This window comes from Acinetobacter sp. YH01007 (assembly GCF_013420425.1).
GTDB classification, from domain to species: Bacteria; Pseudomonadota; Gammaproteobacteria; order Pseudomonadales; family Moraxellaceae; genus Acinetobacter; species Acinetobacter towneri.
Window position 1 is genome coordinate 184,076 of record NZ_VOYC01000003.1, and the last position, 24,892, is coordinate 208,967.

A 24,892-nucleotide genomic window follows, 5' to 3' on the forward strand; every position below is an offset into this window, starting at 1 on the left:
CAATAATAGCTTATGAATTTATGGCATTTATTTCAAAAATTGCGTCCCTTCGTTCGACCTTATCAGCTCTTGGTGATTGCTACCTTAGTTTTAACGCTCATCGGCTCATTAACAGCTCAAGTCAATGCACTAACTTTACAATACGCTGTTGACCGTATTAACGCCTTAATTGAGGCAGGACAAGGTCTGTCTGCAGGCTGGCACATTTTAAGCACCATTTCAGCCATTTTGCTGGGTAAAGAAATCATCAATGCCTTTGTGCAGTTTGGACAGAAGTTTTATGGTGAAAAACTACGCATTTTTGTGTCACAAGATTTGGCACAGGGCATTATTGAGAAATTTTTGCGTTATCGACTGGCCTTTTTTAATCAGGACAACAACCAAGCAGGTAAATTACAAACACGTATAGATCGTGGCATTGGTTCGCTCACCCGCTTAGTGCAAATTTTCTTTATTGATATTTTGCCACTCTTTACCAGTGCAATTGTGGCTTTGGGCTTAATGTATTATGCCAATGTTTACGTGGGTTTGGTCGCGACACTCATTGTGCCTATTTATTTTTGGCTAACCTACCAACAGGCACAAAAACTAGGAAGCTGGCGACGTAATTTACGTGATGGACGTGAGAAAAAAAGCCAAGGGATTCTCAGCATCATCAACTCAATTACCGTGATTAAATCATTTAACAGAGAAAGCATCGAAGCAGAAAAACAACTCACCCTGCAGAAAAAACTGACCCACAATCAAATGCAGACCCGCCAAACCAGTTTTTTATTTGATGGTTTAAAAAGCTTTATTGAACAAATTGGCGTGGTGCTGATTATTATTTTAACTGCTTATTTTGTGTTAGATAGACAAATGAGCATCGGCATGATCATGTATCACGTGTTGCTGTTTGGCAATGTTTCTGCCCCAATTCGCTCATTGCATCGTATTTATGATGAAGTCAATGATGCAATGATCTATTCAGAAAGCTTCTTTCAAATTTTGGAAGCCGAGCATGAAATTGAGCCAAGTGGTACGCTTAAACCAGTTATTCGAGGGCAGTTTGATCTGCAACAGGTAAACTTTTTTTATCCGAATGGACATCATGCACTCAAAGACATTCAAATGCAGATTCAGCCCAATAAAATTACCGCATTGGTGGGATTGTCGGGAGCAGGAAAATCTACCCTGATCAGTTTATTAGATAAATTCTATGAACCACAACAGGGAACAATTCAGCTCGATGGGATTGATATTAACCACATCGACACTCAATATTTGCGTGACCATATCGGCTTGGTTTTACAAAAAAATCATATTTTCCAAGGCTCTATTTTTGAAAATATTCGTTATGGCAAAACTGATGCAAGCTTGGAAGATGTGATTCTGGCAGCCCAAAAAGCCTCTATTCACGAACAAATTTTGCAATTGCCTCAGGCTTATGACGCAGATGCCCTCATGCTTTCAGGCGGTCAACAACAACGGATTGCCCTTGCACGTATGTTCCTGAAAAATCCACCTATTATTTTTTTAGATGAACCGACTGCTAGTCTGGATGCCATTGCAACCGAACAAATCAAACAAAGCCTCGATGAAATTAAACAAGGGCGTACGGTCATCATCATTTCACATAGCTTATCGCAAATTATTGATGCCGATTACACCTATGTCATGAAAGATGGCAGGATTGCGGAACATGGCGAACATGATGCGCTTTATCATCAAAATGGGGTTTATAAAGAAATTTTTGATGCGATGGCAAAAAGTTTAAATATTGAAAAAATTGCCAAAACTTATGAGGATGATGCCGAGGAAGAAACCCATAGTTAATCAAAAAGTGCTTCAATCAGAAGCACTTTTTAATGAAGAATCACGATATTTAAGGTTGTTTCAAATATGGCCATGCCGCTTTTAAATAAATAAACATCGACCAAAGCGTTAGAATTACAGCAGTATAGAGCAACAAATAAGCCACCATTTCCAATGGTTGCCAGTTCAATAAGAACACTGAAATCGCAATCATTTGGAATGCTGTTTTATATTTCCCCACTGTAGACACCGCCACACTGGTACGTGCGCCGAGTTCAGCCATCCACTCTCGTAAGGCAGATACGGTAATTTCACGGGAAATAATTACAATCGCGGCAAAAGCCATAGAAATAGTCGGTTGCCATTGCACTAAAACAATCAATGCCGCAGCGACCATAAGTTTATCGGCCACAGGGTCTAAAAAGCGCCCAAATGCAGAGGTCTGATTCAAAGTACGCGCCAAATAGCCATCAAACCAGTCGGTCACAGCAGCAATCACAAAAATAGACGTCAAAATAATATGACGCGTCATGCCACCATCATAACCATTTACGCCCATTGCAGGCGGCCAATACGCCACCAACAAAAAAACAGGAATCAAGGCGATTCGAGCCAAAGTTAATATATTTGGAATGTTCAGGATACGACCTGTTGTCATAGACACCGCCAATGTTTCCCCTCTTTACGCTGCATATTCACAAGTTTTTTGAGGATTTGTCATCGTGAATAGGCTTCACTTTATACGAAATGCTAGTAGGTGTCACTAGGCAAACACGGTGATGGTCTGTCGGGCAATCGCTATTAGCCGATCCTGATCATCCCATAAGTGCGCATATTCTGTGGCATAACCACCGCTAGCATGATCGGTAAAAACTTTATATTTCATCCAATCTTGCAGCTGATTTTGCAAAGGATTGACATAGGTCACATGCCAAGTCAGTGAACTGGCAGGAGCGAGCTGCTCAAACATCGGCAGTACTCCAGGCGGCCACATATCAAAAGCCACCATCAAATCGGCAATGGTCATGGCACGATTCGTATGCTGTTTTGGGTTAAAACGCATCCAGCCTGCAAAATCAGGTTTATGACTAGCAGTAAACGGATATTGTCCTTCAGACCAAACCAAATCCATCTGCTGAAAACATTCAGGTGCTAAAGGATGATGCTGTGTAACAGGCAATTCCGTTGCAGGTGGAAAATTGGGCGCAGTACGTTCTTGTTGCACCACAATGCTGGAGTCACGTGCCGCACCAAAACTAGCAATTAAAATGCTTTGTACTGCATCATCCTGCCATAAACGAACTTCGACACTGGTCACAGATTTGCCTTCACGCAGAATTTCCGCCGTGAGCCGTGCCCGACCTTGTTGCACAGGTCCGACAAACGTGACACTGCTGCTTAGCAAGCGCTTTTTCGGATCGGCAATACAAAGCTGGGCTTTTTGCATCATCAAACCTGCCACCAATCCACCATAAATAGTGCGCCCCTGTAACCACCCAAGCGGGATGTCTATCCATTCTTGCTCGGCAATGGCTTGATAGGTCTGTAGCAACGACATAGCTTTTCCTTAAACAATGTTGTGGTTGATATTACAGGGTTTCGATCTGATGTGAATGTTCAATGACGACAGAGTCAATGCACTTTTTTGCTATTTACCTTTGTAGAAAATACTGCTTTTTATGCAGTAAATAGGGTCTGTTGACAATTCGTCTATGTTTGCGACGTGAGAGATATATCTCGCAAGATTTTTAGCTAATATAAGGCATGAGGCAGGAAATTTAGTCATTCATGCAGCACTTTATAAATCGTACGCGCCATTACTTCACCCAGTCCGGGTACTAAAGTCAACTCTTTTTCAGAAGCTTTCAGGACACCTTGTATGCCACCAAAATGGGTGAGTAAATCACGACGACGTTTTGGCCCTAAGCCCGGAATCACTTCAAGTATTGATGAGCCACGTTTTTTATCGCGCTTGGCACGGTGCTTGGTAATTGCAAATCGGTGTGCTTCATCACGTACCTGCTGAATCAAATGCAGCGCCTTATGATCTTCAGGCAGCTGAATTTTGCTGCCATCGGTAAAATGTAGCGTTTCTAGACCAGGTTTGCGTCCTTCGCCTTTGGACACCCCAATCATAAAGGCATCCAATCCTAACTCCTGCATGACCTCCATCGCCATATTCAACTGCCCTTTACCGCCATCAATCAGCAATAAATCGGGCAGCATGGCTTTTTTATAACGGCGCGTTAAAGCTTGGCGCATGGCAGCATAGTCATCTCCAGCCTGAATATCCTGAATTGAAAATTGTCGATAATCACGTTTGCGAATACCACCACTGTCAAATACCACGCAAGATGCCACAGTGTCTTCGCCCATAGTGTGCGAAATATCAAAACATTCAATCCGATCAATCGGGCGTCCAACCACTTGCTCTAACTGATGAAAACGCTCATTTAATTCAAAGTGATTGGCGAGTTTACCTTTAATGGCATGCTGCACATTCATTTGTGCCAATTCTTGCCACTCGGCACGGGTTTCACGCACTTTATGTTTAATTTGAATTTTTTTATCGAAGTGTTGCTGTAAGGCTTGTTCCAACTCTTTGCAATCTGCCACTTCCACATTAACAATCAATTCCGCTGGAATTTCATCGGCCACCTGAAAGTAAAAGTTGGCAATAAAATCGGCCAACATTTGCCCCAAATCATCGCCCAACATATCAGGAAAATAGCTTTTACCGCCCAGCATTTTGCCATTGCGCACATGCATAATTTGCACACAGGTCACACCTGCCTGATAAGCAATTGCGATAATATCGGCTTCGCCTTTGAGTTTATAAATGGCTTGCTGTGCCTGCACATCACGCAACAAAGCCATACGGTCACGGTAAAAGACTGCTTTTTCAAATTCCAACGCTTCGGCTGCAGCTTCCATTTTGGCAATCAATTGCTGATTCAGTTCTTTACTATCGCCCTGTAAAAATCGAATCGAATTATTAACATCTTCTTTATATTCTTCGGGCGAAATCAATCCTACACACGGTGCCGAACAGCGTTTGATCTGATATTGCAAACACGGACGCTGCCGTTGAGCAAAATAACTGTTTTCACACTGCCGCACATTAAACAGTTTTTGTAACACCACCAAAGTATCGCGGGCATTGTACGCACTCGGATAAGGCCCAAAAAACTTGCCTATCTGATGCTTGCCTTTGCCGCGTCCACTGGCAATACGCGGATAAGGCTGATCTGCCGACACAAAAATATAAACATAGGACTTATCATCGCGCAGCATAATATTGTACGGTGGACGATGCAGCTTAATCAGATTTTGTTCAAGCAATAACGCTTCAGTTTCGGAACGCACCACCAAAGTTTCAATATCATAAATACGCGCCACTAAAGCCTGCGTTTTAGGATGCTCGATGGTTTTGACAAAATAACTCGACACTCGGTTTTTTAAATTTTTGGCTTTGCCGACATATAACAACTCCCCGTCTTTACCCAACATACGGTAAACCCCTGGCAATTGGGTCATATTTGCCAAAATTTTCTCGATATGCTCACCTGCGTTTGGGTTCACGAGTCATCCTATTCTTGCTACATTCTTTACATGATGTGCTGCTTTATCTGATTTTTTCAAGCTTTATCCTGTGGCATAGCGCATGATCTATCCACTAAAACGATCAGCTCAGTGCTAAAAACGATCAGTCGGCAACACAAGATTTGCTATGCTCAGGCATCTTGTCAGCAGAAGGAAAGTGCAGGATGACGACCGCACCACACGGCATACCGACCATTCAATCCGCAACGTCCCAGCCGATCAGTACACATCAGTATGTATCCGCCAAAGACCGTTTGATTGGCAAGCCGCGCTTTCATTTTGAACCTACACAAGTCATGCAATTGTTACGTCAACGGATTATTGGACAAGATGCAGCGCTGAATGAAATCGAAAAAATGCTGTATGTGGTCAAGGCCGATTTCTCCAGCACAGAGCGACCACTTTCAGTGACTTTAATGCTTGGCCCGACAGGTGTTGGCAAGACCGAAACGGTGCGCCTGATTGCCGAAGCCATTTATGGTCGCCCCGATGCCTTCTGCCGCATTGATATGAATACCTTGGCGCAGGAACACTATGCGGCTGCACTCACAGGCGCGCCTCCTGGCTATGTCGGCTCTAAAGAAGGCCATAGTTTATTTGATGAAACTGCGATTGCAGGTTCGCACACCCGCCCAGGCATTATGCTGTTTGATGAACTGGAAAAAGCCTCAAGCGAAGTGATACGTGGCTTAATGAATGTGCTAGATACAGGCAAACTGACCCTGACTGCAGGCACCAAAACCATCGACTTTCGCAATTGCATGATTTTTATGACCAGCAATGTGGGTGCTCAAGCCGCACAACAATACTTAGATAAATTGAATCTGTTACCGCAAAAAGTACAACAACTGTGCTTAAAACGCATGCCCACACAACGGATCATTGAAAAAGTCATGCAGCGTAAATTTGACCCTGAATTTTTAAATCGGATTGACCGTAGTTTGCATTATCAAGCGGTATCTGCTGATGCCCTGCCGCAATTGGTTGAAATTGAATTGGAAAAGTTAAACCATCGCCTGCAGCATCAACAGCGCCAAGTCGAACTCACTGCAGCAGCTAAAGCCTATTTTTATCAGGGGCATGATATTCGTTACGGCGCGCGGCATTTGGGGCGTAAAATTCGTACTGAACTTGAACCCATTTTAGCTTTATATTTTTTAAAGTATCCTGAAAAATCGGAAATATGTGTAGATTGCAGTGCAAATCAATTGCACCTCAAAATAGAATAAGCCCGTGACTTATGCTGCGTGAATCTTGAGAATGCCGCTCTGCTCATCCTCAAAGTTTTGATGCTTATTTTTTGCTTTAAAAGCCTAGGGATTAGTCAGTAATTTCCATTCCCAAGGCTTGACTAAATTTGGTCTGATCTTTAGGTGAAACCAATACAAATTTTGGCTGCCCCGCTAGAAGATAATCAATTTTTAAACGCTTCAGCGACAAAGCAGGTGACGCTACCGAATTATTGGTTTTAGATATTTTTTGAATACTGTCGCGTGGAATATCCCATTTTAAAAACATGCAACGGATCTGCAAGCGTTCTGCATCGACCTGATAGCGCGTATTGAACACAGGCCACCACAACACAAAAATGGTAATGAAATACACCCCTGTGTGCACAGGAAATGCTGGCATCGTGCCTTTGGCGTACATGGTCAGCAATAACTGAATCAATAGACCAGACATACAAATCACAAAAGCCAAAACCCACCAATCTTTTTTAGAACGAAACGTTTGCATAAAAATTCCCCTATTTGCTTCATTCTATACATAAAAGTAGGCGGGAATTAAAGCACGTTGCTGAAATTTCTCAAAAATGTCATAAAAAACGCCCCGAAAGGCGTTGTGATGCTTTTAAACGCACTCAGTAGCCACAGATACAGGTAAGTCATACTTAATACGACTATCTTTTGAATTAATAAAAGCGGTATAAATATTAGGGGCTATATGTTCACATGCTGAAATCTTTACTACCCCTGTACTTGTCGCAAGGCTTCGATAACTCGCTAAATTAGAGCCTATTGTAGATGCACAAGTTGCAGCAGCCGCAGCCATAGAGACTTATTGCGCGGCACTACTGGGAGTATCAGATCCCTCAATTAAACGAGTTTCAGTAGAAGTTATCTCCGAAAAATTTAATAATTTTATTATCCGATTTCCTGTTTTAGTATTAGCACCTTTATCTACTTCGGCTAACTTAATCTTAAGGTTATTCCTTCCCTTGATATAAGGATATATATCAAGCATTGGAAATTTCTTACCTACGTTATGCTCAGCGATAGTAAATAGTTGAGGTTGAGCCAAGAATTTAGATGGAAAAGTAATCGTACTTTTACTATTCAGATTAATTGACTGATTAAACTTTGGATCAATTAGATAATATTTTAGTTCAGGGTTAAAAGGTAACGCAGTACTGGCTACTGGAAAGTAGCGCAATACACCATTTCCTTTACTGGTTTTATCTAAAACAATATATAAGTTCTGTCCTTGATATTCAGGATCAATTTTTACAGTTTCTTTAAACTTTAAATTCCCTTCAATTGATTGTTTACCTGTAGTCGGTTCAAAGAAAACTTCTCTAATTTGTTCATTATTTGGAATTAATACGTCTGCGACTAGTTGCCCTCTCGTGGTACTACTATTTACAACAGGTACATACTTATTAACATCGGCTTTCCAACAAGCAGTTGCTGAACACAAAGTGAAATTAGAAATATTAATCTCCCCAGCATCATTATTACTAGAAACTATTAGATTAACCCTCAAGCGAGACATACTATCTCTTTGAATGCCCTTGTATCCTTCTAGATTTTGGGATGTAAACGGAGGCAAAGCTGCTAAGACGGATGTCGATGATACTAGTAAACTCAATGCGAATAGTTTTTTCATTTTTTATCACTTATTTAATTTTGCTCATTAAATATTAAAGTTTTTATTTAACATTTCCTTTAATAAATGTAATTTGATTGTTACCTACCAAATCTCATTCCATAATTCTTTTTAGGCTCGTTTATTTCTTTAACTTGCTGACTTACATTTCCAATGCCTGTAGAGCTAAGCAAAAAATAAAAGACCACATTGCAAGTCACTGCCTAAACTACCCATATCTACCGACTTCATGCTTTAAAACTTATAATCAAAACAAGGGATTGACTTTTCTGCCCACAACAACCCACTGATAACATCTATTTATCAAGCTTTTCTAAATCAAAAACACAATACAACCTGATTAAAAATAAAAGAGAAAACAATCACTTTCATCTTGCTTTAAACATAGGATTTTAAGATCGGGTCAAAAAGCAATTCCGTGCTATGAGAAAAATCATGACCCTTGCGTCACGGCTTGATACAACTTGCTATATTTTTTTTCGATATAGTTATCGTAAGATTAGCGAGGCATATATGTGTGCAGGACTATCGCACACGCTTCATAACATCAACTTAGAAGTCCTCCAAAATAAAGGAGATCAGGCATGATCCACGCTGGCAATGCCATTACCGTCCAAATGCTTTCGGACGGAATTGCAGAATTCCGCTTTGACTTACAAGGTGAGTCGGTCAACAAATTTAACCGTGCAACGATTGAAGACTTTAAAGCTGCGATTGAGGCTGTTAAAGCAAACAATGAAGTGAAAGGTTTAATCGTCACTTCTGCAAAATCAACCTTTATCGTGGGTGCAGACATCACCGAATTTGGCGCAAACTTCGCTCAAGGCGAACAAGCTATTGTGGATTGGGCATTGCCTGTTCACGACATCTTCAATGCTTTTGAAGATTTAGAAATTCCTAAAGTTGCTGCAATCAATGGTATGGCATTGGGCGGTGGCTTTGAAATGTGTTTGGTATGTGACTACCGTGTCATGTCAGACCAAGCACAGGTGGGCTTACCAGAAATCAAACTCGGTATTTTCCCAGGCTTTGGTGGTACGGTTCGTTTAAGCCGCGTTATTGGTATCGACAATGCGGTTGAATGGATGGCAATGGCTAACCCTAAACGTCCTGATGCTGCACTTAAAGACGGTGCTGTAGATGCTGTAGTTGCTGCAGATCAATTACAAGCGGCTGCGCTTGATTTGGTTAAACAAGCCATTGCAGGTCGTTTGGACTGGAAAGCAAAACGCCAAGAAAAATTAGACCCAGTGAAATTGAACCCACTTGAACAAATGATGGCGTTCAACACTGCAAAAGGTGCGGTATTAGCCAAAGCGAATCCTGCACAATACCCTGCACCAAAACTCATGCTTGATTCTTTACAAGCAGGTGCAAGCTTGCCACGTAATGACGCACTCAAAGCGGAAGCGGAAGGCTTTGCTAAAGCTGCGGTAACGCCACAAGCAGGTGCATTGATTGGTTTGTTCATCAACGACCAAGTGGTGAAGAAGACCTCGAAAAAATATGAAAAAGGTGCGCATCCTGTTAACCAAGCGGCTGTACTCGGCGCGGGTATCATGGGTGGTGGTATTGCTTACCAAGCGGCAAGCAAAGGCACACCAATTATCATGAAAGACATTGGCAATCCACAATTGGCATTGGGGATGTCTGAAGCAAACAAATTGCTGACCAAGCAAGTTGAACGTAAAAAAATGACACCTGCCAAAATGGGTGAAACTTTGGCACGTATCCGCCCAACTTTAAGCTATGACGAGTTTAAAGAAGTAGATATCGTGATTGAAGCCGTGACTGAAAATCCGAAAGTCAAAGGCATTGTGTTGGCTGAAACTGAAAAATCAGTACGTGAAAACACCATTATCGCGTCAAACACATCAACCATTTCGATTACACGTTTGGCAGAAAACCTACAACGTCCAGAAAACTTTGTCGGCATGCACTTCTTTAACCCAGTGCACATGATGCCATTGGTAGAAGTGATTCGTGGTGAAAAAACTTCACCTGAAGCGATTGCGACTACTGTGGTGCTTGCTCAGAAAATGGGTAAAACACCAATCGTAGTGAATGACTGCCCAGGCTTCTTGGTGAACCGCGTATTGTTCCCTTACTTTGGTGCATTCGACTTGTTACTTAAAGATGGCGCAGACTTCCAGCAAGTTGACAAAGTCATGGAAAAATTCGGCTGGCCAATGGGTCCTGCTTACCTGATGGATGTTGTTGGTATCGACACGGGCGTTCACGGTGCAGAAGTCATGGCAGAAGGTTTCCCAGACCGCATGAAGCCAGACTATAAAGGCTCAATCCAAGTCATGTACGAAAACAAACGTCTTGGTCAAAAGAATGACGTAGGTTTCTACAAATATGAATTGGATCGTAAAGGCAAGAAAGCCAAAGTGGTCGACCCAACTGCGTATGAGCTTGTAGCATCTGTCGCAACATCTGAAAAGCACGAATTTGATGCACAAGAAATCATTGACCGTATGATGTTGGCTTTCTGTAATGAAACAGTACGTTGCTTAGAAGACAACATCGTGGCGACACCATCTGAAGCAGATATGGCGATGATTATGGGTGTAGGTTTCCCTCCATTCCGTGGTGGCCCATGCCGTTATATCGACCAAACAGGTGTTGCTGAATACGTTGCGCTTTGCGACAAATATGCACACTTAGGAAAAGCTTATGAAGCGCCACAAATGTTGCGTGACATGGCTGCTAACAACAAAAAATTCTACGGTTAAGGAGCAACGTGAATGGCTACTTTAAATCCACGTGACGTTGTCATCGTTGATGGCGTACGTTCTGCAATGGGTAAAACCAAAAACGGTATGTTCCGCAATGTACGTGCTGACAGTCTATCGGCTGAATTGGTTCGTGCTTTAGTTGCTCGTAACCAGTTTGATGTCAACGAAGTTGAAGATGTGATCTGGGGCTGTGTTAACCAAACCCTAGAACAAGGTATGAACATTGGTCGTAATATTGCTTTATTGGCTGATCTTCCAAAAACAGTAGCGGGTCAAACTGTGAACCGTCTGTGTGGTTCTTCAATGCAAGCGATCCACACCGCTGCGGCACAAATTGCAACCAATCAGGGTGATATTTTCATCATTGGTGGTGTAGAGCACATGGGCCATGTGGGCATGATGCACGGTATCGACATCAACCCTGCTGCATCGAAGCACTATGCCAAAGCCTCAAACATGATGGGCTTAACTGCTGAAATGTTGGGTCGCATGAACGGTATTTCTCGTGAAGAGCAAGATGCCTTTGGTGTGGAATCACACCGTCGTGCATGGGCTGCAACGCAAGAAGGCCGTTTTAAAAACGAAATCATTGGCATTGAAGGTCATGATGCAAACGGCTTTAAACAACTATGTGACATCGACGAAGTGATTCGTCCAGATGCTAACCTTGAAGCATTCCAAGCTTTACGTCCTGTATTTGATCCGAAAGGCGGTACCGTAACTGCGGCGACATCTTCAGCATTGTCTGATGGTGCTTCTGCTATGTTGCTTATGTCTGCTGAACGTGCACAAGCATTAGGTTTGAAACCACGTGCGGTGATTCGCTCTATGGCCGTTGCAGGCTGTGATGCAGCAATCATGGGTTATGGCCCAGTACCTGCAACGCAAAAAGCACTTAAACGTGCGGGCTTGTCAATTGCAGACATTCAAACCTTTGAATTAAACGAAGCGTTTGCTGCACAAGGTCTATCTGTTCTAAAAGGCTTAGGCATTTATGATCAGCAAGATCGTGTGAACTTGAACGGTGGTGCAATTGCACTCGGTCACCCATTGGGTTGTTCAGGTGCGCGTATCACCACCACGTTATTGAACGTGATGGAACAACAAGACACGCAAATTGGTCTTGCGACCATGTGTATCGGTCTTGGTCAAGGTATCGCGACAATTATTGAGCGTGTGTAAAAAGTCTTCGTAATAAAAAAATCCTCGCATCATGCGGGGATTTTTTATTTTGTTGTTTTGAGCTGTTCTAATTTTTAAATTTTATTCTTTTGCATTGTTATCTTGAAGACTAGATGGCTGATCAGTTGTGATTTACCTGCACGGCTTAAACCAACAACTCCCCCATCAACCATGTCATATAGCGTTCTTTATCCATAAAGTCTGGGGCGCTGCCTGTATCCAAGCAATAATATTGTTGATTAAATTCAATCACAATTTGTTCAGTCTGATGCCAATCTTCAACCAAACGAAAGTGCTGATTAAAGAAGTAACGGTTCTTGCCCCAATTATTTAAATTTTCGAGTTTCGGGTAGTTTTTATTTTCTAAGAATTGCAAATACAGTTGTTGAATATCATCAAAGACTTGAATGCTGTTCATATTGGACCTGCCTAGCTGAGCAATTAAATCAACAGGCACAGTTTAGGCAAGAGATTTGAACGGCAGATGACATTCTTTTGACAATTTGATGTAAGGATTTGCCAGACCTTACAACTTGCTTTCCAGTGCCCGCTGATGCTGCTGAGTGATCTCTTGCATTTGCGTATTGAGCTGCACCATCTCTTGATATACCGCATTAAATTCTTTCAAGGCTGCATCTTCATAGAACATGAAGGTATTGTTTTTGAGCTCCCATTTATTGTTTTTTAAAATTGCAAACAACACATACGCCTTACCCAAATTTTTCTTTTCCAATTCAAATAATGCGTGTCCTTGGTCATTATGGCGGCTTTCTAGCAAAGATTCTGCTAAATGACGGCGCAAATTATGATTGATTTCAAGATTCTCAATCTGCTCCAAAGCCATCGCTTCATGCTGTTCTAAATGTTCCTGATACAGCTCTACCATGGCACGTACTTGCACCAACATGGCTTCGGTATCGGCATAGTCTTGTTTTTTATCTGCAGCAAGTCGTTGAGGATCTAAAAACTGATCCCAATTCAAGGCTTTTAATTCACGTAAATAGCTATTGCGCGCTTCGGCACTTTGCACCATGTGACTCAAGACAAAACTCGCCATAATTTGATAGTCGCCATCTAAACGATTATCTTTTAAGTCAATTTGAATCGGCTTAGACCAATCCTGTGCCTGTACAAAAATTTGTTCGGCTTTTTCATAAATCACATTTTGATAAGCATGCAATTGAGTGACTTGTTTTTGCTGCTGTTGATATTGATAAAACATCCCGCCAAAAATCAGCAGCGTTGCACATCCTATAATTAGCACTATACGTCGCATGCGTGCCCTCTTATTTTTTAATATTTGCAATATCTTAGCGTGAAGCCTGTCACATTTGTATAGCATTTTATGCTTATTTTCTAATGCAGCCATTAGAATATAGTGAAATAAATCAATTCATTTATACCTTTATATGATTCTGTATCCATGACGCTATTTGACCAGATGCTCAAAAATAAGTTTAGCATCGCTTTATGCTTTAAATTTTATGTAACATCCCCATCTTAGTAAAAAACAGAATTTGAGATTGTTCATGCGCGTTGATATTTGGTCAGATATTGTTTGCCCGTTTTGCTATATCGGCAAAAAACGTTTAGAGGCTGCTGCTGAAGAAGCAGGTGTAGAATTAGAAGTGCATTGGCACAGTTTTGAACTCGATCCAGATGCGCCACCGCGTCAGGAAGTGTCCAATTCAGAGCGTTTGGCACAAAAATATGGGCGCAGCCTTGCCGAAGTAGAAGACATGCAGCGTAATATTGCCGAAATGGCAAAAGCTGAAGGCATTGACTTTCAATGGGAAAATGCCAATTCAGGCAATACCTTTAATGCCCATCGTTTGGTGCATTTGGCGCAAAGTAAAGGCTTGGGCAGCGAAGCCAAAGAAGCTTTTTTCTATAGCTATATGACTCAAGGTTTGGCAATTGGCGAGCGTGAAACACTAGAAGATGTTGCATCACGTATTGGGCTGAACCCTGTAGAAGTGGATGATGTTTTGGATTCTGACGAATATGCCGACTTTGTAAAATTTGACCAAGAAGTTGCACGTGAACAATTAAACGTCACTGGCGTACCGTTCTTCGTATTTGATCAGCGTATTGCTTTAGCAGGTGCGCAGCCACGCGAAGTTTTTGTGCAAGTTCTGCAAAAAGCCCTTGAAACAGCAAGCGAGCTAGAGCTTGAAGATGCAGCAAGCTGCGATGCAGAACAATGCGATGTATCTGAACCTAAAGCTTAAGATTGAAATACAGACAAGGCTGAATAGTGTTCTTCCGGCTGATTAGACGTACAAAAAAATCCCATTACGGGATTTTTTTGTGCTTTTAAAATGGGTCAAAGTTCCAGCTTTGCCCCGCAACCATGCTTCGGTTAGTTGTCATCTTACTATGCTTCGTTAATGAAGCGAGGTGTTATTCAACCAAGAAGCTGATTTTTAAATTGACCCGATACTCCGTGATTTGATTGTCTTTAACCACCACTTTTTGTTCGTTAATCCACGCCCCTTGGACATTTTTAATTGTTTCTGTCACTTTAGCGATTCCAGTCTGAATCGCGTCTTCAAAACTTTTTGTACTGCTTGAATTAACTTCAACTACTTTTGCAATTGCCATGATTTTCTCACTGTCCTTTATCGTTATTGGAATTCCATCATAGATTAAAAAAACCGCATTTTTAGACTGTTTAACCAATCACAGCCAAAACATTACATGATTTCACACTGTCAAAAACTGTCACCATTCACCCGCATTTCAGACTTATCTAAATACAAATTTTGCAGACATCTCAACCATTTAAGCCTACACAAAAAATTAGAGCTAAAACTCTAATATATTGTTTTATATTGCTATTTTTAAAATAATTGCCGAAATGATCATTTTGTAAATTTTAAACTTTGTTATGATTCATGTGAATTTTTTATTTCGTTTGATCTCCCTACGATGTCTATTCTTCTGCCTAGACATTAACACTTTGGATGGATATTCCCATGAATATGTTTAAATCTGTTTTGATGGTTTCACTTTTAGCAATTGCTGCAAATGTATCTGCTCAAATTGTGCATGTACCTGATTTTCCAACTCAAAAAGTGAATACAGAATCGGCTGCATCTGAAGCTGTTGTAAATGAACCAACTTCGCAAAAGGCAGCTTAAGTTACGCGTTTTATCCACTAATTTTAGCTGTATTAATCTCTCCCATTTCTCTCCCCAAACAGCAGTCTAAAGCAGGCTGCTGTTTGTTTTTCTAATGCTAAATTTGCTTTAAATCGTCCATGCAACATCTAAAAACTGTGTTCTACCCAATTGCTAATACTTTTTTGGCACTGCGATTTAATTTTTTTTGATTATTTTTCATATAAAAAGCGCATTTTTTGTCAATAATGTCTAAAAAAGCACAAAAGCTGACAATTTTTAGCATGTATTTTTTAATTAAATCCATATAATTAAAGTGATTTTGTTTTCATTGCTATAGCAGATGCCTATGCAACAACTTCAAGCACTTATACAAAGAAAAATTCCACCTCAAGCGATTGAGGTCAGCCATTTAATCGAATTAGCCAAACGCTATCCTCAACCACAATCGGCAGAATATAAATTGATTGAATTGGCTCTGAATATTGTCTTGGCAGATTATTTGGAAAAAGCACAACAACATATTTAAGTATGCATCAATGAATACACTAGAAAAATCACTGTTGATTAAAGAATTACGCGACTTAATTGATGCTTTAACGCATAAAAGACTCAGTCTGTATGAAACAGCCAAAGCCAAAGCACGCATTAAAGAAATTTTTATGCTGTGCGATAAACCGATTTTTCAAAAACAGTTGCTCACATTTAAAGCCTCACAAAATCCAATTCAAACTGCGGTAACTTTTGCAGAACAAAGTTTATATGCACAATCTTTTCGTGGCGTATTTACACAACTTGAAGCACTTGAAACAGCACTTTATCAACAGCCTGAAGCAGGTTGGGCGATTTTGTATCAACCGAGAGCAGGTTGGCAAATTTGGTTAATTCCTGCTGCAGACCGCACTGCTCTGCTAAGCGAATTTCAAGATTTAGAGCAGGTCTATCGCTGGATGTTGGAACAGCAGCAACAGTATCACTGCCTTCAAACCGATGCAGAACTGAAACAAGCTGCTGTGCTAGAAGCTGCTCAAACTGTAACGACAGAAGCAGCACAAACTCAACCAATTTTTGCCACTGTAGACCCAGAAGAAAATAAAGCTGTAGATTCGCCAATTCAATTTGAATTCATTACAGACCACATCGCTACAGAAGAAGTTGCCTCGTCTGATACTCAAGTTGTGGACGTGGCTAAAGATGAACTTACAATTGAACCGACAGCAGACCAAACGATCATTTCCAACGCAATACTGAATACAGCTCAGCCTGATGCAACGACAATAGATACTGCCCAGATGACGGCTGGCACGCAAAAACCAAGCGTCAACCCAGCTTATAATCTATTGTTAAGCCAATATAGTTGCCCCATTTCTGCGCTCAATCTTAGCCAAAATGAGTCAGCACAGTTGTATCGGGTCTTTTTGCCTGAAGCGCTAGAAGTCACGCAATATGCCGATGTATTGGTGCATTTGTCTGATCCCGAAGAAGATCAGCAACAGGTGTTGGCGCGTACGGTATATTTGGCAGAACAAACCAATACGCAAGGACGCTTTATTAAATATGTGGTACTGCTTGGCGCATTAGATCAAATGCAAGCGATTCGTTTGACTCAAAACTTTTGCCAACAGTTTGAACATGAAATTGCAGCAATACGTGAAATTTCTTGGGAAAAATTACAAGAACATTTATTTGATTTCGATCAGCTTTTTCAATGCTATAGTCATGATGCTCAAATCGTGTGGCAGCAAGAACATTATTTTCCTTTCATTCCGATACAGCACATTCAAACTACTAAGTTTATTCAGTTTGAAGAAAGTGAAGCACAGAGTCATACCCCTTTGATTTTACTGAAAGAACGACAAAAAATTCGTGTGATTCATGGTCAAAAGCGCTTACAACTGTCCCGTACTGAACAAGCTATACCGCACATTTTATTAGATCGACAACAAGGTATTAGTTGGCAAATGATTCAAAAAGTCATCTCCCAATTACAGCAACCGATTGATGCTTTGCAGTTATGCCAAGCACTTCAAATGTATCAAGAAAAAGAGGTTTCTGCCTAAAAACTGCCGTTTATATTATGATTTTGTAGCCAAGTCTTGCTTTTATCTCATAGATTTTCAACACTAACAAAAATGGCTTAAAGATCAGTAAATAATGTCAAGAATAAAGCACACATCGCCTTTTATATTAAGCTGTCTCTTAAGTGGGGTCGCAGGCATCACTTTTGCACAAGAATCAACTCAAGCAGTGGATCAAGCCCATACGTCACTGCCACCTTATGAATTGCCTGTCGCTCCGCCAAGTGCAGCAGATAAAAACGGTTTTTATTACACGATTCCACGTTGGATTGATGCTACACCGACGGTGTTACCCGAACAATCCAATGAACCCATTGTACCTGCCACCGCAGAAACGGAACATTTAACTTGGTTCGATCAACGTCAAAAAAATATTCGCAATTGGGCAGATAAAACAGCACATAAACTGGATAACTGGTTTGGTGAACCAAGTCCTGAACAGCCTGCCTCAGCCACTTTGCGGGTTTTGGTCGATAGCAGTTGGGATAAGTATAATGAATATGAAGTCAAACCTCGTATTCGCGGGAAAATCAAACTGCCTACGCTTGAAAATAAACTCAGTGTGGTCTTTGGTGATGACTCGCTCGATAACGAATTGCAAAATAACGTCGCCATTACCAACGAAAACCCAGCGCATGATGCAGACAAAACTGTAGACAGCAAACGTAGCCGTGAAGACAACAGTTCTCTGGCATTACGTTGGTCGAACTTTGCCGAGCGTCTACCTTTTGAAACAGATGTCGATTTAGGGGTACGTTCTGGCGATGATATTTATCTGCGTTTAAAAGCCTCTAAAGACTGGACTTTGGAAAATGATTTCTCTTTTCATGCCGAACAAATTTATCGTTATGGCATCGACAGTGAAAATTATCTCAGAACCAACTTGGAGCTCACGCACGCACGCCCCAATCAGGCTTTCTTGTCCAATCAATTTAGCCTGACCTATGCCGATGAACAAGATGATGATTTGGTTTGGGACAACTACACCTTTAGACAACATCAATTCTTTGCAGGCAACCGCTTTAACTATGGCATTTATACAGGCGGTTATTATCACGATGATGACTTACGTTTAAATCGTTGGGGGCCATTTGTCTCTTGGCGTCAACCATTTTTACGTGAATGGTTCTTTATTCAGGGCGATGTCAATTATTTAAATGATGATCGCGCAGATCGTAATCATTATCTCGGTGCTTTAGTGCGTTTAGAAGCCATTTTCTAAACAGGTAACATCTACAATCAAGCCAAATTAAAAAACCAAGTCTTGCGAACAGGACTTGGTTTTTTTGCAAGATGATCTTGCAAGATGACGATGCATTATTTGTACAACGCATCATCGATCATGTTCATGCGAAAGCAGACTTACTTTAACAGTAAGCTATTAATACGTTTCACATATTCCGCTGGGTCTTCAGGCAAGCCACCTTCAGCAATCACAGCTTGATCAAAAATCACATGCGCCAAATCATCAAATTGATTGGAGTCCTGTAATTTTTTCACCAAAGGATGCTCTGGGTTGATTTCCAAAATTGGCTTCATATCAGGTACAGCTTGCCCTGCATCCTTCAACATACGAATCAATTGTGGTGACAGTTCACCTTCACCTGTTACCAAACAAGCAGGGGAATCAACCAAACGTGTAGTCACACGCACTTCTTTGGTTTTACCGCTTAAAGATGCAGACAATTGCTCAACCACAGGTTTAAATTGTTCTGCAGCCGCGTCTAAAGCTTTCTTCTCTTCAGCATCTTGTAGATCGCCTAAATCAACCGCACCTTTAGATACGTTTTGCATTGGCGTGCCATCAAACTCCTGCACAAAGTTCATCGCCCACTCGTCTACGCGTTCTGCCATCAACAACACTTCAATGCCTTTTTTCTTAAACAACTCCAACTGTGGAGAATGCTTTGCTGCGTTCAAGTTGTCTGCCGTAACGTAGTAAATGGCTTTCTGACCTTCTTTCATTCGCGCTTTATAGTCCGCCAATGAGGTACTGATGTCATCATTACTTGAAGTAGCGTAGCGTAATAATTTCAGGATACGTTCACGGTTGCCAAAGTCTTCGCCTAAGCCTTCTTTTAAAACTGAACCAAATTCTTGATAGAATTGCTTAAATTTTTCTTGGTCTTTTTCATCTTCAGACTTGGCTAAATTGTCCAACATGGTCAACACACGACGGGTATTGCCTTCGCGGATGGTTTTCACATCACGGCTTTCTTGCAATAACTCACGGCTCACGTTCAATGGCAAATCGGCGCTGTCCACCACACCTTGTACAAAACGTAGATAGTTCGGGATCAGGTTGTCTGCCTCATCCATAATAAATACGCGCTTCACATACAATTTAATCCCCGCTTTGGCTTCACGAGTAAAAATGTTGTGCGGTGCTTTACTTGGCACATACAACAACTGGGTGTATTCAGTACTGCCTTCAACACGGTTATGCGCCCATGCCAATGGTGCGTCAAAATCGTGGCTGAGGTTTTTATAAAACTCAATGTACTGTTCTTCACTAATTTCGTTTTTATTGCGCGTCCACAACGCACTGGCCGAGTTAATTGCTTCCCACTCATCAGTTTTCACATACTGACCTGCTTTCGGTGTTTCACCTTCAGCTGCTTCTTCTTGCTGCCATACTTCTTTCTGCATTTGAATTGGCAAACTGATGTGATCAGAGTATTTATTGATGATCTGCTTAACTTTGTAGCTTTCTAAATAATCCAGCGCATCTTCACGCAAGTGCAGAATAATATCGGTACCCCGTTCTGCTTTGTGAATTTGCTCGACATCAAACTCGCCAGTACCCGTGCTGCTCCAACGCACGGCTTCATCTGCAGCCAATCCTGCACGGCGTGATTCCACAATAATTTTATCCGCCACGATAAAACCTGAATAAAAACCCACACCAAATTGACCAATCAATTGCGCATCGGCTTTTTGATCGCCTGTCAATTTCGACATAAAATCTTTGGTGCCCGATTTGGCAATGGTACCCAAATGCTCAATCGCTTCCTGCTGACTTAAACCAATGCCATTGTCTGAAATGGTCAGGGTTTTCTTGTCTTGATCTAAGCGAATACGCACACGTAAATCAGGATCATTTTCATAATATTCAGGATGGTTGATGCCTTCAAAACGTAATTTGTCGCAGGCATCCGATGCGTTAGAAATCAGTTCACGCAAGAAAATTTCAGGGTTGGAATAAAGAGAATGGGTCACCAAATGTAATAACTGCGCCACTTCGGCTTGGAAACTATGTTTTTGGCTTTGCTCGCTCATTCATCACTCCTTAAATTCATAAACATGGTTATTGTTGGATGTGTTAATGAATTGGAGTGATTGCCTGATTTTTCAAGCCTAAACCCAGAAAAATTTAAAAAGGCGCGCGTTGATAGACCTGATTTAAATGATCCTCTAATTTCTGCTGGCGTAAATTATACACTTGGGTTAAACAATCAACGGAAGCGCCACAACGATCACGCAACTCTAACCAGCGAAATTGTTCATCACGAATTTGTGAACGTGTCCCCATAGCGACCAAGCGGCTGACGATACGATAGGTGGTTGCCATTTTCACATCGGCATCATTGACCGGACGATGTTCACAAATAGCATGTTCCGTTTGTGTTTTGGCGTTTTCACAAGAAAAACTCGCCGCATGCCCTGCGACACTCAGCATTAAACCAACACATATAGGCCAACCGTATTTTATCAACATGAATTAATTCCTTCTTTATCATTCTTTACTTTATCGTTCAGACTGTAAATGAACATGGCACATGCACTCAATTTTTTCATTCGATACATTTGTTATTTTTTGCAATAAAAAACCCCATCATAAAGATGGGGTTGCGCTGATTTTTATTATTATAAAGAGCTACATTTATAATTAGAATTTGTAGCTATAACCGATGGTGTACACCATTGGATCGATGTCTAAATCGATTTTTTTAACTGTAGTGCCACCCGCTTTAACAGTCACTTCAGGACTCAATTGTGCATAACGAGCATCAAAGAATACGCCCCAGTTTTTTGCATCGGCTGGCTGGAAGTTAAAACCGATTTGACCTGCAAAACCAAAATCCTCTTTCACTTTTACATCTAAATCAGCTAAATTACCTGATGTTTTTTCATCCCAAGCAACAAATGCCGTACCACCTACACCAATGTATGGTGTAAAACGGGTTGAATTTTTAAAGTGATATTTAGCAGTTAACGTTGGTGGTAAATGCTTAATTTTAATTTTATTCTCACCCTCGTGAGCTACATCATGGCTAATTGGTGTCGCCAACAATAACTCAGCAGAGATATTGTCATTAAAGAAATATTCTACTGAAGGTGTAAATGCATATTCATGATCTGCTTCAAAATGACCAAGATCTGGATCTGTAGTATCTTGAGTTGGAGAAATTACAGAACCACCAACTTTAACTTGCCATTGACCTGCCATAGCAGAAGCAGACATTCCCATTAATGCAATTAGAGCAACATGCTTTAACATTTCAAAACCACCTTTAGAATAAAAATCTTAACGCTTAATTAATATTAAACATGACCACTATTAATATGCAACACATATTAAACATAATATTTTAATTATTTTATAAGCTATTCATTATTATATAAATTTATTTTAAATAGACCAAATTACTTGGTTTTAAAATCCGAGTTAATTAATAGAGTTTATATTATTATTTCCCGACTATATTACTCAATTTTATTTTAAAAATATATTAAAAGATTTATTTAAAATACATCTTATATTTATTTAAAAACTAACACAAATTTATTTTAAATAGATTAATTCACTCAGACTTTCTATTTTTAAATCATAGAAAATCAATAAAATTATCCAAATTAAATAAAGAGAATTAAAATCATCTTCATTCTAATATTAGAAGTTGATGACAACGAAAAATGGATCATTTTGTTAGAGAGTTTGAATTTTGTATTGGGTTTCAATCGGCAGATGTAAGGATGAACTTGAGGAAGATTCTTCTTGTCGTTTTAGCACGATGCTGCAACGTGCCCAGTCTATTCTGAACACGTGCGCTTAAAAATTTTGGTGATAATTTACAGCACCATCGCTGCAATCCAACCAAAAATCATCAATGGAATATTAAAGTGAATAAAAGTCGGTACCACACTGTCCTTCATGTGGTCGTGCTGCCCATCCATATTTAAACCCGAAGTTGGCCCCAAGGTTGAATCCGATGCTGGAGAACCCGCATCTCCTAAGGCTGCTGCTGTACCAATAATCGCAATGGTTGCTGCAGGGCTAAAACCGAACTGCAAACATAAAGGCACATAAATAATCGCTAAAATAGGCACGGTAGAGAAAGATGAGCCAATCCCCAAGGTGATTAACAAACCAATCAATAACATTAAAAATGCAGCCAAAGCTTTGCTATTGCCAATCCATTCCACCGACGCTTCTACCAAAGCAGGCACTTGATTAGTCGCTTCAATCACTGAAGCGAAACCTTGTGCAGCAATCATAATAAAGCCGATGAGTGCCATCATACGCATACCTGTAATGATCACATCATCTGCTTCTTTCCATTTGAAAATTCCCGCACAGCTTAAAATGGCAACACCGACCAAACCTGCCAGAATCATCGAATCTGAATACAATTGCACCGCCAAGGTTGCAATAATCGCAAACACTGCCATCCACAGCGTAAATTTAGCAATTTGTGGTGCTTGTAAGCTTGACCCTGTTGTGTCTGCATTGAGTTCACTCGAAATGCTTTGGGTACGCTCTACCTGCACATCTTGATAATGTCGAGGCTTACGATAGCTCACAAACAACGCGATCAATAGCCCAATAAACATCCCAAACACAGGAATAAACATGGCAGCAGGAATATCTTCATTTTGAATGGCAAAACCATACGGAGCACCAAAGGTGTTGATATTGTGCGCCAAAATATCATTCAGAAAGATTGCACCGAAACCCACAGGAACAAACATATAGGTGGCAACCAAACCAAAAGTCAGCAAACAAACCACTGCACGACGGTCTAGGTTTAAATGATTGAAAACACTTAATAAAGGTGGAATCAATACAGGAATAAATGCAATGTGTACAGGGATTAAGTTCTGTGAAAATACCGCTGCCAAAGCCACAGTAAAATAAATCAGATATTTAACGCGGTTCTGTACCTTAGTATTACTGCTACCTGTTAAAGTGCGAATCAGTTTGTAGGCCAATAAGTCAGGCAAACCTGAACGTGCCAAAGCCAAAGCAAATGCACCTAAAATACCGTAAGCAAGAGCAATTTTTGCACCACCACCTAAGCCATTATTAAACGCATCTAAAGTGCCTTGTAAGCCTAAACCAGCCAGTAAACCACCTGAGACTGCACCAATAACCAAGGCAAAAACCACAGGCACACGAGCCAACGACAATCCGAACATGATTGCAATGGCAGCAAGAATTGCGAACATAAGAGATGAAAATTCAAAAAAGAAGCTATTTTATCAGAGATTATGCAGATTGGAGTTGACCAAACATTCAACTCCGACAAGCGTTTCTGATTTAAATTACTGCAGCATGTGAATTTGAATGACCTAAGGCAAAATCACGGATGGCAGTAGCAACCGCTTGCGGCTGACTAAGAATCGCCCAGTGATTAGCTGCCAACTCCACACGTTGAAAATCATCTACCCAATGCGACATTTCATCAATCAATTCAGCACCCACAAATTGATCATATTTCAAGACAATAGCTTGCACAGGGCAAATTGCGTAACGCTGCCGCGGCTTAAATAAACGTGGCATAAAATTGGCACGATATAAATTGACGCCATATCGCCCATCTTTACTGATATTAGGATTGACCGGAATATCTTGATCACGTTCTAAACGCATCACTACCTGACGCCACTGCTTTGGTTGAAAGAACTGCCAAACTGCAGGCGCAAGTGCAGGAAGTTGGAAAGCAGCAATATACCAAGATTTACGCATTTGTTTGAAAAATTTAATTTTATTTTCAGAAAACTGCTTACGCATCCAAAACGCTGCATGATCCAAACATGGGCCTGAAATAGTACTGTAAGATAAAATTCGTCCTTTTAAATCTGGATCAGTTACAGCTTCCCAAGACTGAATTGAACCCCAGTCATGAGCTGCCAAGTGAAATGCACGCTGCCCCAAAACGGCATTAGCAACAGCCATTAAATCTGCAGCCAATTGAGCCAAGCTATAGGCACGAATGGATTTGGGAATGGAGGATTGTCCCGCACCACGTACATCGTAACTCACCACATAAAAATCTTGTACCAACACGGCAATCACTCGTTCCCAGACTTCTTGGTTATCTGGATAGCCATGCAGCAAAATCAATGCAGGTGCCGTTTTTTCCCCCCAAGTTTTGACATAAAGCTGTTGATAATCTGAGGTTTCAATCCATTGCGTTTGTGCTTGCATAAACATCCTGTTGTTTATTGTTGACATGATTGCTCTTGAGAATAACAAAATATG

The 24,892-nt window shown here is 40.9% G+C and carries 22 protein-coding genes; 9 read left to right on the forward strand and 13 right to left on the reverse strand.

Features of this window, described 5'->3' with window-relative positions; all coding sequences use genetic code 11:
- The first annotated feature begins 12 nt into the window (after positions 1-12).
- The gene (locus FTT74_RS02210) at positions 13-1,815 is read left to right on the forward strand and encodes an ABC transporter ATP-binding protein (RefSeq protein WP_179988503.1); all 1,803 of its coding nucleotides are present in this window, start codon (positions 13-15) and stop codon (positions 1,813-1,815) included.
- 49 nt (positions 1,816-1,864) lie between these two features.
- Here the strand turns inward: FTT74_RS02210 and pgsA are convergent, their stop codons facing one another.
- The 3 genes from pgsA to uvrC form a co-directional block, all read right to left on the reverse strand.
- Positions 1,865-2,452 (reverse strand): CDP-diacylglycerol--glycerol-3-phosphate 3-phosphatidyltransferase, encoded by a 588-nt coding sequence (gene pgsA, locus FTT74_RS02215; RefSeq protein WP_004975835.1) that lies wholly within the window; start codon positions 2,450-2,452, stop codon positions 1,865-1,867.
- A gap of 105 nt (positions 2,453-2,557) precedes the next feature.
- Positions 2,558-3,352 (reverse strand): thioesterase family protein, encoded by a 795-nt coding sequence (locus FTT74_RS02220; RefSeq protein ID WP_154321121.1) that lies wholly within the window; start codon positions 3,350-3,352, stop codon positions 2,558-2,560.
- A gap of 224 nt (positions 3,353-3,576) precedes the next feature.
- The gene (uvrC, locus tag FTT74_RS02225) at positions 3,577-5,376 is read right to left on the reverse strand and encodes an excinuclease ABC subunit UvrC (protein ID WP_004975832.1); all 1,800 of its coding nucleotides are present in this window, start codon (positions 5,374-5,376) and stop codon (positions 3,577-3,579) included.
- A gap of 185 nt (positions 5,377-5,561) precedes the next feature.
- Here uvrC and FTT74_RS02230 point away from each other — a divergent pair, with 185 nt between their 5' ends.
- Complete coding sequence (locus tag FTT74_RS02230; protein WP_179988504.1) at positions 5,562-6,626, forward strand: AAA family ATPase; 1,065 nt, start codon at positions 5,562-5,564, stop codon at positions 6,624-6,626.
- A 91-nt stretch (positions 6,627-6,717) separates the two neighbouring features.
- Here the strand turns inward: FTT74_RS02230 and FTT74_RS02235 are convergent, their stop codons facing one another.
- Positions 6,718-7,134, reverse strand: coding sequence for a PH domain-containing protein (locus FTT74_RS02235; protein WP_131260939.1), 417 nt, complete (start codon positions 7,132-7,134; stop codon positions 6,718-6,720).
- Positions 7,135-7,455: 321 nt separating this feature from the next.
- Positions 7,456-8,283, reverse strand: a complete 828-nt coding sequence (locus FTT74_RS02240; protein ID WP_257221815.1) for a hypothetical protein — start codon at positions 8,281-8,283, stop codon at positions 7,456-7,458.
- 584 nt (positions 8,284-8,867) lie between these two features.
- On the opposite strand from FTT74_RS02240, the gene fadB reads away from it, so the two are divergent.
- Positions 8,868-11,021 carry a fatty acid oxidation complex subunit alpha FadB gene (gene fadB, locus FTT74_RS02245; protein ID WP_179988505.1) on the forward strand — a complete coding sequence of 718 codons (2,154 nt, stop codon included), beginning with the start codon at positions 8,868-8,870 and terminating at the stop codon, positions 11,019-11,021.
- A 12-nt stretch (positions 11,022-11,033) separates the two neighbouring features.
- On the forward strand, positions 11,034-12,206 hold the full coding sequence (gene fadA / locus FTT74_RS02250; protein ID WP_004975824.1) for an acetyl-CoA C-acyltransferase FadA: 1,173 nt from the start codon (positions 11,034-11,036) through the stop codon (positions 12,204-12,206).
- A 145-nt stretch (positions 12,207-12,351) separates the two neighbouring features.
- Here fadA and FTT74_RS02255 read toward each other — a convergent pair whose 3' ends face one another.
- Entirely contained in the window at positions 12,352-12,624 is a 273-nt protein-coding gene (locus FTT74_RS02255; RefSeq protein ID WP_004975814.1) for a hypothetical protein, read from the reverse strand.
- Between the two features lie 108 nt (positions 12,625-12,732).
- On the reverse strand, positions 12,733-13,482 hold the full coding sequence (locus FTT74_RS02260) for a hypothetical protein (protein ID WP_104852942.1): 750 nt from the start codon (positions 13,480-13,482) through the stop codon (positions 12,733-12,735).
- 253 nt (positions 13,483-13,735) lie between these two features.
- On the opposite strand from FTT74_RS02260, the gene FTT74_RS02265 reads away from it, so the two are divergent.
- Positions 13,736-14,437, forward strand: coding sequence for a DsbA family protein (locus tag FTT74_RS02265; RefSeq protein ID WP_004975810.1), 702 nt, complete (start codon positions 13,736-13,738; stop codon positions 14,435-14,437).
- A 172-nt stretch (positions 14,438-14,609) separates the two neighbouring features.
- Here the strand turns inward: FTT74_RS02265 and FTT74_RS02270 are convergent, their stop codons facing one another.
- Positions 14,610-14,810 (reverse strand): dodecin family protein, encoded by a 201-nt coding sequence (locus FTT74_RS02270; RefSeq protein WP_004975809.1) that lies wholly within the window; start codon positions 14,808-14,810, stop codon positions 14,610-14,612.
- Positions 14,811-15,184: 374 nt separating this feature from the next.
- On the opposite strand from FTT74_RS02270, the gene FTT74_RS02275 reads away from it, so the two are divergent.
- From FTT74_RS02275 to FTT74_RS02290, 4 genes are all read left to right on the forward strand, one after another.
- Positions 15,185-15,349 (forward strand): hypothetical protein, encoded by a 165-nt coding sequence (locus FTT74_RS02275; RefSeq protein WP_019836107.1) that lies wholly within the window; start codon positions 15,185-15,187, stop codon positions 15,347-15,349.
- Between the two features lie 328 nt (positions 15,350-15,677).
- Positions 15,678-15,857 carry a hypothetical protein gene (locus FTT74_RS02280; protein ID WP_004975807.1) on the forward strand — a complete coding sequence of 60 codons (180 nt, stop codon included), beginning with the start codon at positions 15,678-15,680 and terminating at the stop codon, positions 15,855-15,857.
- A 10-nt stretch (positions 15,858-15,867) separates the two neighbouring features.
- Positions 15,868-17,388, forward strand: a complete 1,521-nt coding sequence (locus FTT74_RS02285; RefSeq protein ID WP_179988506.1) for a hypothetical protein — start codon at positions 15,868-15,870, stop codon at positions 17,386-17,388.
- Between the two features lie 94 nt (positions 17,389-17,482).
- Positions 17,483-18,628: a hypothetical protein gene (locus FTT74_RS02290; protein ID WP_179988507.1), complete on the forward strand. Its 1,146-nt coding sequence runs from the start codon at positions 17,483-17,485 to the stop codon at positions 18,626-18,628.
- Between the two features lie 140 nt (positions 18,629-18,768).
- Here the strand turns inward: FTT74_RS02290 and htpG are convergent, their stop codons facing one another.
- From htpG to FTT74_RS02315, 5 genes are all read right to left on the reverse strand, one after another.
- Positions 18,769-20,685, reverse strand: coding sequence for a molecular chaperone HtpG (gene htpG, locus FTT74_RS02295; protein WP_179988508.1), 1,917 nt, complete (start codon positions 20,683-20,685; stop codon positions 18,769-18,771).
- Between the two features lie 94 nt (positions 20,686-20,779).
- Positions 20,780-21,124 (reverse strand): lysozyme inhibitor LprI family protein, encoded by a 345-nt coding sequence (locus tag FTT74_RS02300; protein ID WP_179988509.1) that lies wholly within the window; start codon positions 21,122-21,124, stop codon positions 20,780-20,782.
- A gap of 171 nt (positions 21,125-21,295) precedes the next feature.
- On the reverse strand, positions 21,296-21,907 hold the full coding sequence (locus tag FTT74_RS02305) for an OmpW family protein (RefSeq protein ID WP_179988510.1): 612 nt from the start codon (positions 21,905-21,907) through the stop codon (positions 21,296-21,298).
- 572 nt (positions 21,908-22,479) lie between these two features.
- The gene (locus FTT74_RS02310; RefSeq protein WP_179988511.1) at positions 22,480-23,856 is read right to left on the reverse strand and encodes a Na+/H+ antiporter family protein; all 1,377 of its coding nucleotides are present in this window, start codon (positions 23,854-23,856) and stop codon (positions 22,480-22,482) included.
- Positions 23,857-23,947: 91 nt separating this feature from the next.
- Positions 23,948-24,838, reverse strand: coding sequence for an alpha/beta fold hydrolase (locus tag FTT74_RS02315; RefSeq protein ID WP_179988515.1), 891 nt, complete (start codon positions 24,836-24,838; stop codon positions 23,948-23,950).
- Positions 24,839-24,892 lie beyond the last annotated feature (54 nt).